14 protein-coding genes are annotated in these 14,946 nt (G+C 60.7%); 3 read left to right on the forward strand and 11 right to left on the reverse strand.

Features of this window, described 5'->3' with window-relative positions; genetic code table 11:
• Positions 1-7 precede the first annotated feature (7 nt).
• From ACYF6X_RS13720 to ACYF6X_RS13730, 3 genes are all read right to left on the reverse strand, one after another.
• Positions 8-1,339 (reverse strand): c-type cytochrome, encoded by a 1,332-nt coding sequence (locus ACYF6X_RS13720; RefSeq protein ID WP_130018392.1) that lies wholly within the window; start codon positions 1,337-1,339, stop codon positions 8-10.
• Entirely contained in the window at positions 1,336-1,860 is a 525-nt protein-coding gene (locus ACYF6X_RS13725) for a MarR family winged helix-turn-helix transcriptional regulator (RefSeq protein ID WP_063991231.1), read from the reverse strand. The genes ACYF6X_RS13720 and ACYF6X_RS13725 overlap by 4 nt, the downstream gene beginning before the upstream one ends.
• 168 nt (positions 1,861-2,028) lie before the next feature.
• Positions 2,029-2,784, reverse strand: a complete 756-nt coding sequence (locus ACYF6X_RS13730) for a CDP-diacylglycerol diphosphatase (protein WP_165384396.1) — start codon at positions 2,782-2,784, stop codon at positions 2,029-2,031.
• Between the two features lie 236 nt (positions 2,785-3,020).
• Between ACYF6X_RS13730 and ACYF6X_RS13735 the strand changes: the two genes are divergently transcribed.
• A complete protein-coding gene (locus tag ACYF6X_RS13735) occupies positions 3,021-3,821 on the forward strand; it encodes an alpha/beta fold hydrolase (RefSeq protein ID WP_130018465.1) in 801 nt (266 codons plus the stop codon).
• A 28-nt stretch (positions 3,822-3,849) separates the two neighbouring features.
• On the opposite strand, the gene ACYF6X_RS13740 is transcribed toward ACYF6X_RS13735, so the two are convergent.
• From ACYF6X_RS13740 to ACYF6X_RS13760, 5 genes are all read right to left on the reverse strand, one after another.
• Positions 3,850-4,575 (reverse strand): substrate-binding domain-containing protein, encoded by a 726-nt coding sequence (locus tag ACYF6X_RS13740; protein WP_107227354.1) that lies wholly within the window; start codon positions 4,573-4,575, stop codon positions 3,850-3,852.
• The gene (locus ACYF6X_RS13745; protein ID WP_130018391.1) at positions 4,568-5,347 is read right to left on the reverse strand and encodes an ABC transporter ATP-binding protein; all 780 of its coding nucleotides are present in this window, start codon (positions 5,345-5,347) and stop codon (positions 4,568-4,570) included. The genes ACYF6X_RS13740 and ACYF6X_RS13745 overlap by 8 nt, the downstream gene beginning before the upstream one ends.
• Positions 5,340-6,341, reverse strand: a complete 1,002-nt coding sequence (locus ACYF6X_RS13750; protein ID WP_063991226.1) for a FecCD family ABC transporter permease — start codon at positions 6,339-6,341, stop codon at positions 5,340-5,342. Before ACYF6X_RS13750 ends, ACYF6X_RS13745 begins: the two co-directional genes overlap by 8 nt.
• Complete coding sequence (locus ACYF6X_RS13755; protein WP_041033993.1) at positions 6,338-7,387, reverse strand: ABC transporter substrate-binding protein; 1,050 nt, start codon at positions 7,385-7,387, stop codon at positions 6,338-6,340. Before ACYF6X_RS13755 ends, ACYF6X_RS13750 begins: the two co-directional genes overlap by 4 nt.
• A 186-nt stretch (positions 7,388-7,573) precedes the next feature.
• Positions 7,574-7,966: a hypothetical protein gene (locus ACYF6X_RS13760; protein ID WP_130018390.1), complete on the reverse strand. Its 393-nt coding sequence runs from the start codon at positions 7,964-7,966 to the stop codon at positions 7,574-7,576.
• Positions 7,967-8,319: 353 nt separating this feature from the next.
• Between ACYF6X_RS13760 and ACYF6X_RS13765 the strand changes: the two genes are divergently transcribed.
• Positions 8,320-9,348 (forward strand): methyltransferase, encoded by a 1,029-nt coding sequence (locus ACYF6X_RS13765; protein ID WP_130018389.1) that lies wholly within the window; start codon positions 8,320-8,322, stop codon positions 9,346-9,348.
• Here ACYF6X_RS13765 and ACYF6X_RS13770 read toward each other — a convergent pair.
• The 3 genes from ACYF6X_RS13770 to ACYF6X_RS13780 form a co-directional block, all read right to left on the reverse strand.
• On the reverse strand, positions 9,345-10,268 hold the full coding sequence (locus tag ACYF6X_RS13770) for a DUF7916 family protein (RefSeq protein ID WP_130018388.1): 924 nt from the start codon (positions 10,266-10,268) through the stop codon (positions 9,345-9,347). The two genes, ACYF6X_RS13765 and ACYF6X_RS13770, sit on opposite strands and share 4 nt — an antisense overlap.
• A gap of 72 nt (positions 10,269-10,340) precedes the next feature.
• Positions 10,341-12,638: a beta-glucosidase BglX gene (bglX, locus tag ACYF6X_RS13775; protein WP_130018387.1), complete on the reverse strand. Its 2,298-nt coding sequence runs from the start codon at positions 12,636-12,638 to the stop codon at positions 10,341-10,343.
• Between the two features lie 112 nt (positions 12,639-12,750).
• Positions 12,751-13,671, reverse strand: coding sequence for a LysR substrate-binding domain-containing protein (locus ACYF6X_RS13780; protein ID WP_406880023.1), 921 nt, complete (start codon positions 13,669-13,671; stop codon positions 12,751-12,753).
• A 118-nt stretch (positions 13,672-13,789) separates the two neighbouring features.
• Between ACYF6X_RS13780 and ACYF6X_RS13785 the strand changes: the two genes are divergently transcribed.
• A complete protein-coding gene (locus tag ACYF6X_RS13785) occupies positions 13,790-14,944 on the forward strand; it encodes a methionine aminotransferase (RefSeq protein ID WP_130018385.1) in 1,155 nt (384 codons plus the stop codon).
• The last annotated feature ends 2 nt before the right edge of the window (positions 14,945-14,946 follow it).

Genomic DNA, 14,946 nt, shown 5'->3' on the forward strand with positions numbered 1-14,946 from the left:
TCCCCAATCAATGCTTCATCCGACGTTTCACCCACGCCCCGATGACGATCAATGCCAGCAATACACCGCCCCAGAACACATAAGGCAATGACGCGATCAACCACGGTTTCTCACCGCCAGCCCGCTGCCGAGCCACTTGCTCCGGCGTTATCCTGACTGCCGGATTGCCGAATTGCTGTAATACGTAATTGCCCAACTCGGTCAGTTGCCGGTCATCCAGGCTATCGGCGAATCCCGGCATCCAGGTTTGCAGCGTCTCTCCCTGGCGCTGCACGCCATGCAGCATCACCATGATCAGGTTATTGGCCTGCTCGCTGCCAACGGTGGAATTGTGAGTCAATGAAGGGAAATGGCCGTCGTAGGCGCCTTCGCCGCCCAGGCGATGGCAGCTGGCGCAGGCAGCGGCATACAGCGCCTGCCCGGCTGCACGGCCTTCACCGCCCCCCTGGTATTGATAGGCCGCTTTCGTTCCTTGCACGGTGACGATCGGCGGCGTCTGTTTAAGCCAGTCGGCGATGGCGTCGAGATCGTCGTCACTCAGGAAACGCAGGCTATGCTCCACCGCCTCCGCCATGCCGCCGGCCGCCTGGGCTTTGTCATTGCGCCCGGTGCGCAGATACTGCACCAACTCTTTCCGGCTCCAGCCGCCGATGCCGCTGACGGGATCCGAGGTGATATTCGGCGCGATCCAACCGCCGGCCTCTCCTCCCGCCAGATAGCGATCGTCGCGTTCGGCCATCATCCCGTTACGCGGGCTGTGACACGCCGAGCAATGCCCCAAAACATCCACCAGATAGCGACCCCGCGCTTTTTGCTCATCTTCATCGCCGGGCCTTTTTTTCAGAAACAGCCAGTTCCAGCCGTGGATCGCATAACGCCAGGAAAAAGGGAACGCCAGTTGGGTCTCAGGCACCGCACGATCGACCGGTGCGACCCCGATCATAAAATAGCGATACAGCGCGTGCAGATCGTCATCGCTCAATCCCCGATAAGCGGTATAAGGCATGGCAGGATACAAGGGTTGACCATCCCGCCGGATGCCCTGCGTTAACGCGCGGCGAAACTCGGGTTCACTGTAGTCGCCGATGCCGGTTCCTTTGGCGGGCGTGATATTGCTGGCGATGATATCGCCCATCGGCGAAGCGATGGCATAACCGCCGACGTAGGGGGCGTCCTGTTGGCTGCTGCCGCGGTGACAAGCCGCGCAATCTGCGGCGATCGCCAGGTATTTTCCGCGTGCGATGACCTGTTGGTCATTCTGGCTGGCGAAAACCGGGCAGGAGAAGATCCCCAACGCGATAACGCACAGCTGTCGTGCTCTTCGCCAGCCGCCGTTCACGCTTCACCTTCCGGCTTCACCGCACCCGCTCGCTCCTCCGCCAACAGCGCAAACTCGTCCGGCAACAGATTTTCCTGTTCGAGCATCGCTATCGCGTTATGTTTGATGCCAAACAATACGCGATAAAAAGCCTCCAGATCGCCGGCCGAAATGCCGTTGAGCAGCTTTTGCCGCGCCTGTTGGCTGGAGTGATCCAACTGCGCCAGCATCTCCTGCCCGGCCACGGTCATTCTCACGCCTTTAGCGCGCTTATCTTCAGACAGGGCATCGCGAGCGATCAGCCGATTTTTTTCCAAAAACAGCAACGCACGCGACATCGTCGAGACTTCGGCGTTCAAATGCTGCGAAACGTCTTTCAGGGTGCAGCCATCCCCCAAATCGGCAATCGCACTCAGCGCCAGCCAGTGCGGGCGCGTCAGATTGGTCATTTTCACCGACTGGTCCATCGCCGTGCGCCACAGGCGATTGGCCACATCCAGATGGATGCCCAGTGCAGCAGGAAGTTTGCGTGGTTGTGACATACCGGTTTGCTCTCGATTATTTATTTGCTTGTGCAAACAAATAATAGATCGGACGTTATGACGGGATCAAGCAGATGTCGCAGAATAAAATAAAATCTAGTTAATACAGATCGGTATAGCGCATTTTAACAGATTCGCTCCCCGGTAACGGGGAGCGATAAGAAAAACTCAGTTGCCCGCCACCGCGCATTGGTAGTCCTGAATTTCGCCGGCCGAGCCCAGATTCAGATCGGTCAGCTTCAAACGGTTCGCCAACAGCAGCATCTCGCCCTGTGGGCTGACCGCCAACGCCAGGCCATAATTGCCGATGCTGTCGCCCTGCTCGACCACATAGTTCTGCAGTAAATGGAAAGGATCTTCCTGGGTTAAATCGGTGCCCGCCAATTTTCTGGCCAGATATTGGTGACCGACCAATTTCACCGCCAGCGGGCGCCACTGTTGATCTAATTGTTCCGCCTGCTGCCCCAGTGCGTTATAGACATCCTGACGCAGGCAGGCGACGTGAATATGCAGCTGATTCTGAGAACGACCATATTTCGAATTGACCGCCAGAGAAAGCCACGCATCTTTTAACGGTTTACCCAGCTCGCCGGATATATGTTCCCTGTTATTCCAGGCCTGGGCGAAATAAGGCGGCGCGTGCTCCGTCTGCAATGCCGGGCTCTCGATGCCGCTGACCTTTTCGGTTGGCATCACCAGATCGTGATAGGGGCCTTTGCTGTCCTTAAACAGCACATAACCCTCGGTTAAATCAACCTTTAAGCAGGGCGCCGGATCGTTGTTCTGCTGCTGATTGGGCACGCACTGTTGGCTGACGATTTGCCACAGCGCATTCGGATTACCACGCCCGAAGAACCACCACAGCACCGCCGCCAGCAGCAAAATGACAAGCAAAATAATTAATAGTCTGAAAAGTCTTTTCATCGTGACTCCCTGTTTACCTATTCCATCTTGAAAGGAGCGCCAGCATAAACCAAGGCTCTTATCGTCACCAGAATATTATCCTTAGCGTTACCTTTCATTGACGTCTTGTTATCAAGAGAAATTAAAAATAAGGGTTTACCTAAGTAATTTAAGGTAAATTAATACCTCAGGTTGAATATGAGTGTGATATAAGCAGCCGGACTCTCTTTATATAAGGAACCGATAAGATGCCAACGATGGGCAAATCCCTGCATTATCTCGACGTGGGCTCAGGCTTTCCGTTGCTGCTGGGCCACAGTTATCTGTTCGAGCTGAACATGTGGGCACCGCAGTTCGAAGCGCTGGCGAAACGCTACCGCCTGATCGTGCCGGATCTCTGGGGCCACGGCGACTCACCGGCGCTGCCGGCCGGGCGAAACAGCCTGTCGGATATCGCCGCCGATCATTTGGCGCTGATGGATCATTTGGATATTGAAGAGTTCGGCATCGTCGGCCTGTCCGTCGGCGGCATGTGGGGCGCCGAACTGGCAGCACTGGCGCCGGAGCGGGTCAAGGTGCTGGCGCTGATGGACAGCTATCTGGGCGACGAAACGCCGGAGGCGCGGCAGCGTTATATGGGCATGCTGGCGGCCGTTGAACAGGCCGGTGCCATCACCTCGCCGTTGCTGGAGTATATCGCCGCGCAGTTTTATTCCGACGAAGTACCCGATGCGTTGTCGCAACCATTGTTGGCCCATCTGCAGAGCCTGCCCGCCGCTCGCCTGCGCGAGAGCATCGTCCCGCTGGGCCGGATGATCTTCGGTCGCCCCGACAAGCTGCCTCTGCTGAAAAACATTACCGCCGCCAGCATCGTCATCACCGGCGCGCAGGATAAACCGCGCCCGCCGGCTGAAGGCCAGCGCATGGCCGATCTTCTCGGCTGTCGGCACGTGCTGATCCCCAACGCCGGGCATATCAGCAACAAGGAAAACCCGACGGCGGTCAACGAAATCCTGCTGGCGTTTCTGGCTGAAAACACCACCCCGCTGTTCTGGTAAGATTCCCCGGGCCGCCTGGCCCGGCGAGTCATTCCGCGCGCCGCATAAACCCGTGTCGGCTCAGGATTGCCTGCCCCGTTTCGCTCAAGATAAATGCGGCCAACCGCTGCGCGCCGCCATCCAACAGGCATAAACCGTAATCTGCCTCGATGTCCAGCGGCGGCGCCAACGGCCGCACCGCCAACGTCGGGTAGGCGGCTAAAGCCGGAGCATAGCTGGCGTAGCCGAGAAAAATATCCGCCTGCCCGCCGGCGATCAGATATTCCGCCGCCAATCGGCCCGCCGGCACCGGGGCGGAATCCATGCCGCCAACCAACGGCAGCGCCCGGCGGCGCAATGCTTCCCCTTGCCCCGGCCAGTATTGCTCACAGCGTTCGAAAAGCTGCAGCGCATAATCGCCGGAAGGATCCGCTCCCGGTGTCGAGGTAGCAAGGCGCCAGTGCGGATCGAACAGCACCTGCGGCAGCGGACGTTCGGTTAATGCCGGCACGTTACGAACCGTCACGCAGAGCCGATTGCGCGCAAAAATCTGCACCGCCCCCGCCATCCCAAGATCCGCCAACCTTTGCGGGTGCGCCACGTTGGCCGAAGCGAACAGCTGTGGCCGCTCACCATTCTCTATCCGTTGGCGCAACAACCCCGCCGGGCCGAATTCCGCCGTGACTTTTTGCCCGGCGTGCCGCTGAAATGCCGACAGCAGCGGCGCAAACGCCAGCCGCAGGCTGCCGGCGGCAAACAGCAGGAGATCACTCATCATGTCGCTCCAGTTGGCTGCGATACAGCGGCACCAGCGTCGCGTAGCGGCGGCCCGCCACCGTCAGCGGCACCCGTTCGATCGCCAGTTCGAACAGGGGTGACAAGGATTGCGCCGTTAACACCTCGCGGCAGGCCCCGAGCCGGCTGCGCCCTTCCTTGCCCAACAGCAAAGCCCGATCGGCCACCGCGTGAGCATGGTTGGGCTGATGCGTGGAGAACACCACCGCCAACTGCTGCTCCCGCGCCAGGCGGACCATCAAGCTCAACACCCGATCCTGGTAATGCAGATCCAGCGCCGAAGTCGGTTCATCCAGAATCAACACCTCGCAGCGCATCGCCAACGCGCGGGCGATCATCACTAATTGACGTTGGCCGCCGGATAGGCTGCCAAACTCACGCTCTGTCAGGTGCTGCAAATCCAACGACTGCAACGCTTCTCTCGCCAGCCGATGGTCCTCGGCTGACGGTGAACGGAACAGGCCGACATGGCGCGCCCGCCCCATCAATACGATATCCAGCACCCGATAGGCGAACGGCGGCGCAAAGTGCTGCGGGACAAAGCCCATCTCACCGCGGCGCTCAATCTCGCCGGACTGCGGCGTCAGGCTGCCTAACAACAGCTGCAGCAGCGTGCTCTTGCCACGCCCATTCGGGCCCAATATCGCCAGCACTTCGCCGCGCCGCAGCTGAATGTCCAGATGTTGGAACAGCGGAGCCCCGCCCGGCCAGGCGAAACTCACGCCCCTGGCGGCCAATAAGGTGTCAGTCATGCCAGCCTCTCACTTGCGCGCGGCGCAGCAGCAGCGCGAACAGCGGCGCGCCAATCAGCGCGGTCAGAATGCCCAGCGGGATTTCGCTGCTGCTCAGCGTGCGCGCCAAATCGTCGATCACCAGCATGTACAAGGCCCCCAGGCAAAGCGAAGCCGGCAGCAGACGCCGATGATCCGGCCCCACCAGCCGCCTCGCCACGTGCGGGATCACCAAGCCGACCCAGCCGATGCTGCCGCTGACCGCCACCTGGGCGGCCACGATGGCGGCGCACAGCGTCAAAATCAGCCAGCGGGTGCGCTCCACGTTGATGCCCAATGCACCGGCATCCTCATCGCCCAACGACAGCAGATTGATGCGCCAGCGCAGCGCCAACAGCAAGCCGCCGGCCAACAGCAAAGGCACAAACAGCATCAGCAGCTTTTGCCGATCGGCGGTGGCAAAGCTGCCAAGCAGCCAAAACACGATGCTCGGCAGTTTCTCTTCGGTATCCGCCAGATATTGCATCAGGCTGACGCAGGCGGAGAAGAAGCCGCTGAGGATCACCCCCGCCAGTACCAAAGAGAGGATATTGCGCCGCGCAATGGCGCTGGTGAGAGTGAAAATCAGCAGCAGCGCCGCCATGCCGAAAACAAAAGCCGACAGCAGCAGCGCCGCCAACGGCAGGCTGAGCAGGATAGCCAGCGTGCCGCCAAACGCCGCGCCGGAAGACACGCCGATAATATGCGGATCGACCAGCGGGTTGCGAAAGACGCCTTGCAAAGCCGCGCCGCACAGGGCCAGCGCTGCGCCGGCGCCCATCGCCAACAGCACTCGCGGCACGCGCACGCCCAGGATCACCTGGCGTTGGATAGCATCGATGCCGGCATAATGCTGCCCGGTGAACGGCTCCAGCAAAATCATCAGGCTGTGCGTCATCGGCACCTGAAAGCGGCCAACGCCGAGTGAAAACAGTGCGCAGCACAGCGTCAACAACGCCAGCCAGCCCAGCCTCATTGCCCGCTCTGGCAGCAGGTGGCGCGGTAATAACGTTGATAGTAAGCGTCGACCCGCTGCTGCAGATTGATATCGGCAAAACGCTGCGGGTAAAGTTTTTTCGCCATCCACAACTCACCCAACGCCATCGCCTCCGGCATTGGATACCCCCAGGCCTTGGCGTACTCCGGCATCAGGTAGACCCGCTTATTCTTCACCGCATCGATCGGCTGCCACTGCGGTGACGTCAGGATCTGTTTCACCACGTCCGGGTAGCGCTCCTGCACGAAAATCACCGCCGGATCCCACTTCAGGACATCCTCGATAGAAACCTGTTTAAACCCCTGAATGTCCTTCGCCGCCACGTTGAGCGCCCCGGCGTGCCGCATCATCAACCCGGTATACTTGCCGGCGCCGTAAGTGGTGAGATCGGGGTTGGCCATATACACCCGCACCCGCTGATTTTCCGGCAGATCGCGCAGCCGTTCGGCGACCAACGCGCGCTGCTGAATAACGTCCTTAATCAGGGCTTCGGCCTGAGGCTGACGCGACATCACTTCGCCGATCAGGCGAATGCCATCCTGCAGCCCCAGCGTATAGGCCCGATCTTCATCGCTCAGCTGCGGATTCATTTTACCCGCCTGATCGGCCGCCTCGCGGCGCAGCGAGATAGCCACCACCGGAATGCCCACCCGTTCGATCTGCGCAATCATCTCCGGCGGCGCATAGTTGGCCACGAACACCACCTGCGGATGCAGGCCGAGCAGGCTCTCGATATTCACCGACGTCAGATCGCCCGGCATCGGCAGGGTTGCCAACGTCGGCGCCAGCCGCAGGTAGTTTGGCCCCAGCTGCTTTTTCCAACTGCTGAGCACGCCGACCACCTGAGGCATCGCATCAAGCTGCACCAACAGGTTCAACGTCTGGTGTTGCAGCACCACCGCGCGAGTGATGCGATCGGGCAGCGTGACCTGGCGATTGAGCTGATCGGTGACCTGGCGATCCGCCTGGGCGGCGGTGGAAAACAAAACAAGCGCCAACAGCAGGCGAGGGAGAAAGTTAAACATGGCAGTGACCGGTTGATTATCGTTGTATAGCAAATGATATAGCGATGAGCATGGCGAAACAATCAGCGGGATCAAACCGGATGCGGGTACTCGGGAGGTAAAACGAGGCGTGAATGCGATCCTGGAAGCGGATCCGCCGGTGTGGCGACGGATCCCATCGGCCCTGAAAGGGCGCGTGAAGAAGACTTATTGACCGATAGACGTCAGACCCTGGCGGATCCCTTCGTCAGCCTGCTGGCACCATGCCTGCAGCCCCTGCGGCGCTTCTTTTTCCAACGCAACCACTTTGCCGTCGTCGTTCAGCACATTGCCTTCACGGCCCATCGCTTCGCGCTTGTCGCCGTCGCGGGTGTCGACGCCGCCGGGAATAGCCGCCACGTAGACCACCATTTTCTTGGCGTTGTCGATGCTGTCGGCTTTCAGGAAACCTTTATCGACGCAGTAAGACATCAGCCCGGCGGTATTGCGCGTGATGTCATAGACGTTTTTCAATGCGGCAGGATCCATCCCTTCAGCGTTAGCGGTGTTGAACAGGCCCAGAGTCGCGGCAATCATGCCGGTCAGAATGCTTTTTTTCATTGTTAACTCGTTTTAATAATGAATTATTTAATTTTTAATTATTCACAAATACAATGTGAATACCGCTACGGTATAACGGCGGCCTAGATTAGCACAACCCTAATGCATTAATAGCGGTGATTAAGTTAACTCTCAATAAAATAAAAACGCATGATGGGGTAATAACCTCCGCCCGGCGTCATTTTTTCACGTTAGGTTTGGCCGTGCTCAATTCATAGTAAAAATAATCTCACCCAGGAATTATTTACAACAAAAGCGTTGACCTGCGGCCAATCGCGCTCCCGCCCTTTGCTAAAACCACCGGCGTGGCATAGCCTGTTAAGACGCGCCATGCCTAGTGGGAGGGGATTCACATGAACCATTCCGTCCGGCCGCCGCAATGCGACGACAAAACCATTCTTGATATCACGATGAATTTATATCTCTATCCGGCGGTGCTTATCGCGCATCGCCTGGGTATCTTTGAGTTTATTGCTCTGCACCCCCGCAACCTGACCGATATATGCGCTCAGGCCAATGTGGAAAGACGCCCGGCGGAAACGTTGGTCATGGCGTTATTGGCATTGAAATTGATAGACAGAGACGGTGAAACATTCTCTCTCACGCCGGAAGCGGAAACCTTTTTGTTAAAAAACAACCCGCATTATTTCGGTTATTTCTGGGATTTGATGGTTGAAAACAGCGACATTTTCTCGCTGAAAAACCTGGAAAGCGCCATCAGAAAGAATACTTCGCAGGTGTACGGCGAGCAGGAACTGTTTGAAACGCATACGCTCGACGCCGACAGAATGCGGCGGTTTACCCACGCCATGCACAGCCTGAGCATGGGATCGGCCAGCGTTTGGCCGGCGCTGTTGCCCCTCGGCGCCTGCCGCGCGGCGCTGGATATCGGCGGCGCCTCCGGCGCCCATGCCATCAGCCTGGCGGCCCACTGGCCGACGTTGACCTGCACCGTGTTCGATCTGCCGGAAGTGTGCCCGCTCGCCGCCGACTACGCGCGCCATTACGGCCTCAGCCACCGCATCGGCACTCACAGCGGCGATATGTGGCGCGATCCCTACCCGGCGGCGGATCTGCACCTGTACTCCAATATTTTCCACGACTGGCCGATGGACAAGAACCGCTTCCTGGCGCAAAAGAGCTATGCGGCCCTCCCGCCCGGGGGCAGGATCGTGATCCACGAAGTGCTGTACAACGATGACGGCGATGGCCCGCCTGCCGCCGCGGGCTACAGCCTGATGATGATGGGATGGACGCAGGGCCGCCAATACTCCGGCAGGGAAATCGGCGACCTGCTGCGCGACGTCGGCTTCGGGCCTGCTCAGGTGCTGCCGTCGCTCGGCTATTTCAGCATCGTGACGGCGCAAAAACGCCAGGCTTAGCGGTTCACCGAGCGCGCCATGCGGCTGTAGGTGTGGCGCACGCCGCGAATCGCCACGCTGTAAGCGAAGATGTTTTCCGGCAGCGCCAGCCCCAGATAGCCGGTATCGCCGATGTGGTGCAGATCCGCCCCGGCCATTTTGCTCATCAGCGCAATCTGCCGCACGGTCTGCACGTCGGCTCCCTCTTGCGAGGTGCCGATCGCCGTCATCGCCAGCGCGCCTTGCCGCTGGGCAAAGGCGATCAGCGCCGCCACTTTCTCCTGCGACATGCCGGGAATGGTGCCCGGCGCCGGCAACAGCACGATGTCCGCACCGTTCTCCACGAACAGCGCGATGTCCCGCTCGCCGATCAGCTGGCTGCCGCTTTCGCGCACAATACCGGCGCCGTGCATCTTGCCGGTCACCAGCACCATCTCGTCGCCCACCTCATCGCGGATCGCTTTCAGCGCGGCGGCGATCGCCTGATTGCTGACGCCGTTGCTCGGGTTGCCGGTCAGCACCAGCATGCGCGCGCCAAGCTGATACAGCTTGCGGGCATTCTCGGCGGTGGCGGCTCGCCCCGCCGTCATCTGCCAGAAATCGTTATGTTCGGTGGCGAAGGCCGGATCGACGGCCTCCAAGTTCACGCCGATCACCCGTCCGGTCAGCCGCTGCAGCGTGCGCAGCGCCTCCTGTGGCGGCACATCAGCGGGCAGGCCCGCAATATGCGGCTGGTCAACGTCGAACAGGTTCAGCAGCAGCAGGTCGGCGCCCTGGCTGGCCGCCAGCTCGGCGTTGGTGACGTTATTGAGCAGCGGCTGAGTGACCGCGATGGTTTCGCTGACCAAAATGCGCCCTTCGCTGGCGCGGATGGCATAGAGCAGATCGGCTTTGCCGATATCGGCCAGATCGCTGGCGCTGCAGTCCAGATAGCGTTTCATGAGGCAAGCTCCGATGACGTTAGCGGGAATGGATGCCCCCTCGCTCAGCGCGGCTGAACGAGGGGGACAGGGTTACTTCAACATAAAACTTTGCGCCTGCACGTTGTCGGAGTCCAGGCCGACGAACACGTTGAATTTGCCCGGCTCCGCTCCCCATTTCAGGCTGGCGTTGTAGAACTTCAGATCGTCTTCGCTAATCGGCAGCTCAACCTGCTGCGACTGGCCAGCCTTCAGCGTCACTTTCTTGAAGTTGCGCAGCTCTTTTACCGGCCGGCTGACCGAGGCGGTCACGTCCTGCAAATACAGCTGCACCACCGTGGCGCCGTCGTACTTGCCGGTATTCTTCAGCGTGACGCTGGCGGTTAGCTTGCCGTTGCGCGCCATCGTCGGGCTGGACAGTTTCAGATCCGACAGGCTGAAGGTGGTGTAGCTCAGGCCGTAACCGAACGGATACAGCGGGCCGTTCGGCGAATCGAAGTAGCGCGAGGTGTACTTGCCCGGATTCTCCTTGCCGAACGGGCGACCGGTGTTCAGGTGGTTGTAGTACATCGGGATCTGGCCGACCGAGCGCGGGAAGGTCATCGGCAGCTTGCCCGACGGGTTGTAGTCGCCGAACAGCACGTCCGCCACTGCGTTGCCGCCCTCGGTGCCGCTGTACCAGGTTTCCAGCATGGCGTCCGCCTGCTCGCTCTCCCAGCTCAGCGCCAGCGGCCGGCCGTTCATCAGCACCAGCACCAACGGCTTGCCGGTGGCTTTCAGCGCGGCGATCAGATCGCGCTGGCTCTGCGGAATCGTGATGTCGGCGCGGCTGGAGGCCTCGTGCGCCATGCCCTGCGATTCCCCCACCACCGCCACGACCACGTCGGCCTTGTTCGCCGCCTGCACCGCTTCGTCGATCATCTGCTGCGGCGAACGGGTATCGAACGCCACCGCCGGCTCATACTCGTTAAGGTAGTCGATAATGCCTTTATCCTGCGTGACGTTGGCGCCCTTGGCGTAAAGAATGCGCGCCTTGTCGCCCACCGCCCGCTCCAGCCCTTCGCGCAGGGTGACCGACTGCTTGACCACCCCGGCGGCCGACCAGCTGCCCATCACGTCGCGCTGGCTGTCGGCCATCGGCCCGACCAGCGCGATGGTCGCCTGTTTGCTCAGCGGCAGCGTCTGCTTATCATTCTTCAGCAGCACCATCGTCTTGCGCGCCACCACCCGCGCCTCGGCGCGGTGCAGGCGGCTTTCGGCGTTGGTGTCCTGCGGGTCGGAACCCGCCGGGCCCAGATGCACGTATGGATTGGTGAACAACCCCATGTCGTACTTGGTGTTCAGCACGTCGCGGCAGGCGCGATCGATATCGCTTTCAGGCACCAGCCCGTCTTTCACCAGACCCGGCAGGTATTTGTCGTAGAACTCGTCGCTCATGCTCATGTCGACGCCGGAGGTGATGGCCAGCCGCACCGCGTCGCGCGCGTCGGCGGCCACGCCGTGTTTTATCAGTTCTTTAATCGCGCCGTGGTCGCTGATGGTGATGCCTTTAAAGCCCCACTGATCGCGCAGCAGATCTTTCAGCAGCCACGGGTTGGCGGTGGCCGGCACGCCGTTCACCGAGTTGAGCGACACCATCACCCCGCCGCTGCCGGCATCCACCGCCGCTTTGTAAGGCGGCAGATAGTCCTGATGCATGCGCAGCGGGCTCATGTCGACGGTGTTGTAATCGCGGCCGCCTTCGACGGCGCCGTACAATGCAAAGTGCTTAACGCTGGCCATCACCGAACCGGGTTTGGCCGGATCGCCGTTCTGGAAACCGTCGACCATTACCTTGGCGATTTTCGATACCAGCCAGGTGTCTTCGCCGAAGCCTTCGGAGACCCGGCCCCAGCGCGGATCGCGGGTGATATCGACCATCGGCGCGAAGGTCATGTTCAGGCCGTCGTCGCTGGCCTCCTGCGCCGCTACCCGAGCGCTGAGCGCGATGGCTTCCAGATCGAAGCTGGCCGCCAGCCCCAGACTGATCGGGAACACGGTGCGCTGGCCGTGCACCACGTCATAGGCGAAGAACAACGGGATCTTGAGGCGGCTGAGCTGCATCGCCTGATCCTGCATCACCCGAATGTCCGGGCGGGTGACGGTATTGAAGATGGCGCCGATCTGCCCTTTGCGGATGCCCTCGCGGATCGCTTCTTTCGGGTTATCCGGCCCGACGCTGATCAGCCGCAGCTGGCCGATCTTCTCTTCCAGCGTCATCTGCTTCATCAAATGGGACACGAAGGCGTCGCGCTGCTGGGCGTGAATGCCCTGCGTTATCGGCGTTTCCTGCGCAAAAGCCGGGCTGAGGGCCAGACCGGACAACATACTCACCACACAAAGCCATTTCATCTTGTTTTATCTCAGGCGTGTTTCCGCCGCCAAAGCCGCGGGGTTTAATCGGAGTGAAGAAACAGTTTGCCACACTCTGTTTCATCGCCAAGGGAATTCGCATCGGTAATGTTTACAAAGCATTACAGGTTATCGGCAGGTAATTCTGCAGCCGGGCGCGGCTGTCGGCAGCCTCCGCCGCCAGAAAATCGACCAGTGCGGTTAACGTCGGCGGCGCTACCGTGCGTTCAGGATAGACCAAATAATAGGCCGCGCCGCTGCTGACGCAGAGCGGGAACGGCGTCACGATGCGCTGCGCCTGGATATCCTCCTCCAGCAGGCACAGATCGCCGATGGCGATGCCGAACCCCTGCAGCGCGGCGCTCATCGCCAGATCGAGAGTATCGAAATGCTGGGCCTTACCGGACGGCAGCGCATCGGCGCCCGCCGCCTTCAGCCAGCGCAGCCAGTCGCGCCGATCGCGCGTCGGATGCAGCAGGGTTTTATCCGTCAAATCCGCCAGCCGGGGCGCCGGCGGCAGGAACGTCGGCGTGCAGACCGGCGTGAGGATTTCGTCGAACAGCAGGTGCGCGATCAGCTTTTTACCCGGTGGCCGACCGAATACCACCGCGGCGTCAAACTGCTCGGTACTGAAATCCAGACCGTGCGACACCGAGGCGGTCAGCTCGATATGCATGTCCGGCCGTTCATTCTGCAAGCGAATGATGCGCGGCAGCACCCAGCGCATGGCGCAGGTCGGGCATTTGATGCGCAGCGCCCCCGGCGGGGCGGCGGCCCGCGTCAGCGCCTCGTCCAACTGCCCCAGCGCCAGCTGCACCGGCGCCAGCAGCTGCGCGCCCTGCGGCGTCAGCGCCAAACCGCGCGCCTGGCGGCTGAACAGCGGATAGCCCAGGCGCTGTTCCAGCCCGAGAATTTGCCGGCTGACCGCTCCCTGCGTCAGGTGCAGCTCCCGAGCGGCATGGGTAAAGTTGAGGCGTTGCGCCACCACCACGAAGGTTTTCAACACGTCGAGCGACGGCAGGGATATCGGCATAGCGGGCCTCGATTAGGTATGATCGTAGTGCATGGCAAGTATGACAAACTTTCCCTTGTCCGCCTACGCCGCCTGATGCTTAATCGCTCAACACTTCCCTGTTTGCCTGGAGCCCATCATGCAGAGCGCCTGCTCATCCCGCTCGAAGCTGCCGGACGTCGGCACCACCATTTTCACCGTTATTGGCCAACTCAGCGCCGAACATCAGGCTCTCAATCTGTCGCAGGGCGCGCCCAACTTCGCCGGCGACCCGCAGCTGATCGAGGCAACGGCGCAAGCCATGCGCGCAGGTCATAACCAATACGCGCCGATGAGCGGCGTGGCGGCGTTACGTGCTGCTCTGGCGGAAAAAGCTGAACGATTGTATGGCGCACGCTATGACGCCGACGAAGAAATCACGGTGATCGCCAGCGCCAGCGAAGGGCTGTACTCGGCGATCAGCGCGCTGGTGCATCCCGGCGACGAGGTGATCTATTTCGAACCGGCGTTCGACAGCTATGCGCCGATCGTGCGCCTGCAGGGCGCCACGCCGGTAGCGATCAAACTGTCGCTGCAGGATTTTCGCGTCGACTGGGACGAAGTGGCCGCCGCCATCAACGGCAAAACGCGCATGATCATCGTCAATACGCCGCACAACCCGACCGGCGCGGTGTTTGACGAGCACGACATCGAGCGCCTGACCGCCCTGACCCGCGACACCGACATCGTTATCCTGTCCGACGAGGTCTACGAACACGTGGTGTTCGACGGCGATATTCACCACAGCATGGCGCGCTATCCGCAGCTGGCGGAACGCAGCGTGATCGTGTCGTCGTTCGGTAAAACCTACCACGTCACCGGCTGGCGCGTCGGCTACTGCCTGGCGCCGGCGGCGCTGATGGACGAGATCCGCAAGGTGCACCAGTTTATGGTGTTCTCCGCCGATACGCCGATGCAACACGCCTTCGCCGCCGCGCTCGCCAACCCGCAGAGCTACCTGGGGCTGGCGGCGTTTTACCAACAAAAGCGCGATCTGCTGGCCAGCGCCTTGCAGGATTCGCGCTTTGAGCTGCTGCCCAGCCGCGGCAGCTTCTTCATGCTGGCCCGTTTTAGCGGCTTCAGTCACGAAAGCGACAATGATTTCGCCGTCCGCTTGATCCGCGAAACGAAGGTGGCGACGATCCCGCTGTCGGCGTTCTACAGCGACGGCACCAATACCGGCCTAATCCGGCTGAGTTTTTCCAAAGATAACGAGACCCTGCTGGAAGGCGCGCGCCGCCTGAGCCAGGCGTAATT

This window comes from Serratia sp. ID 25-353 (assembly GCF_054792795.1).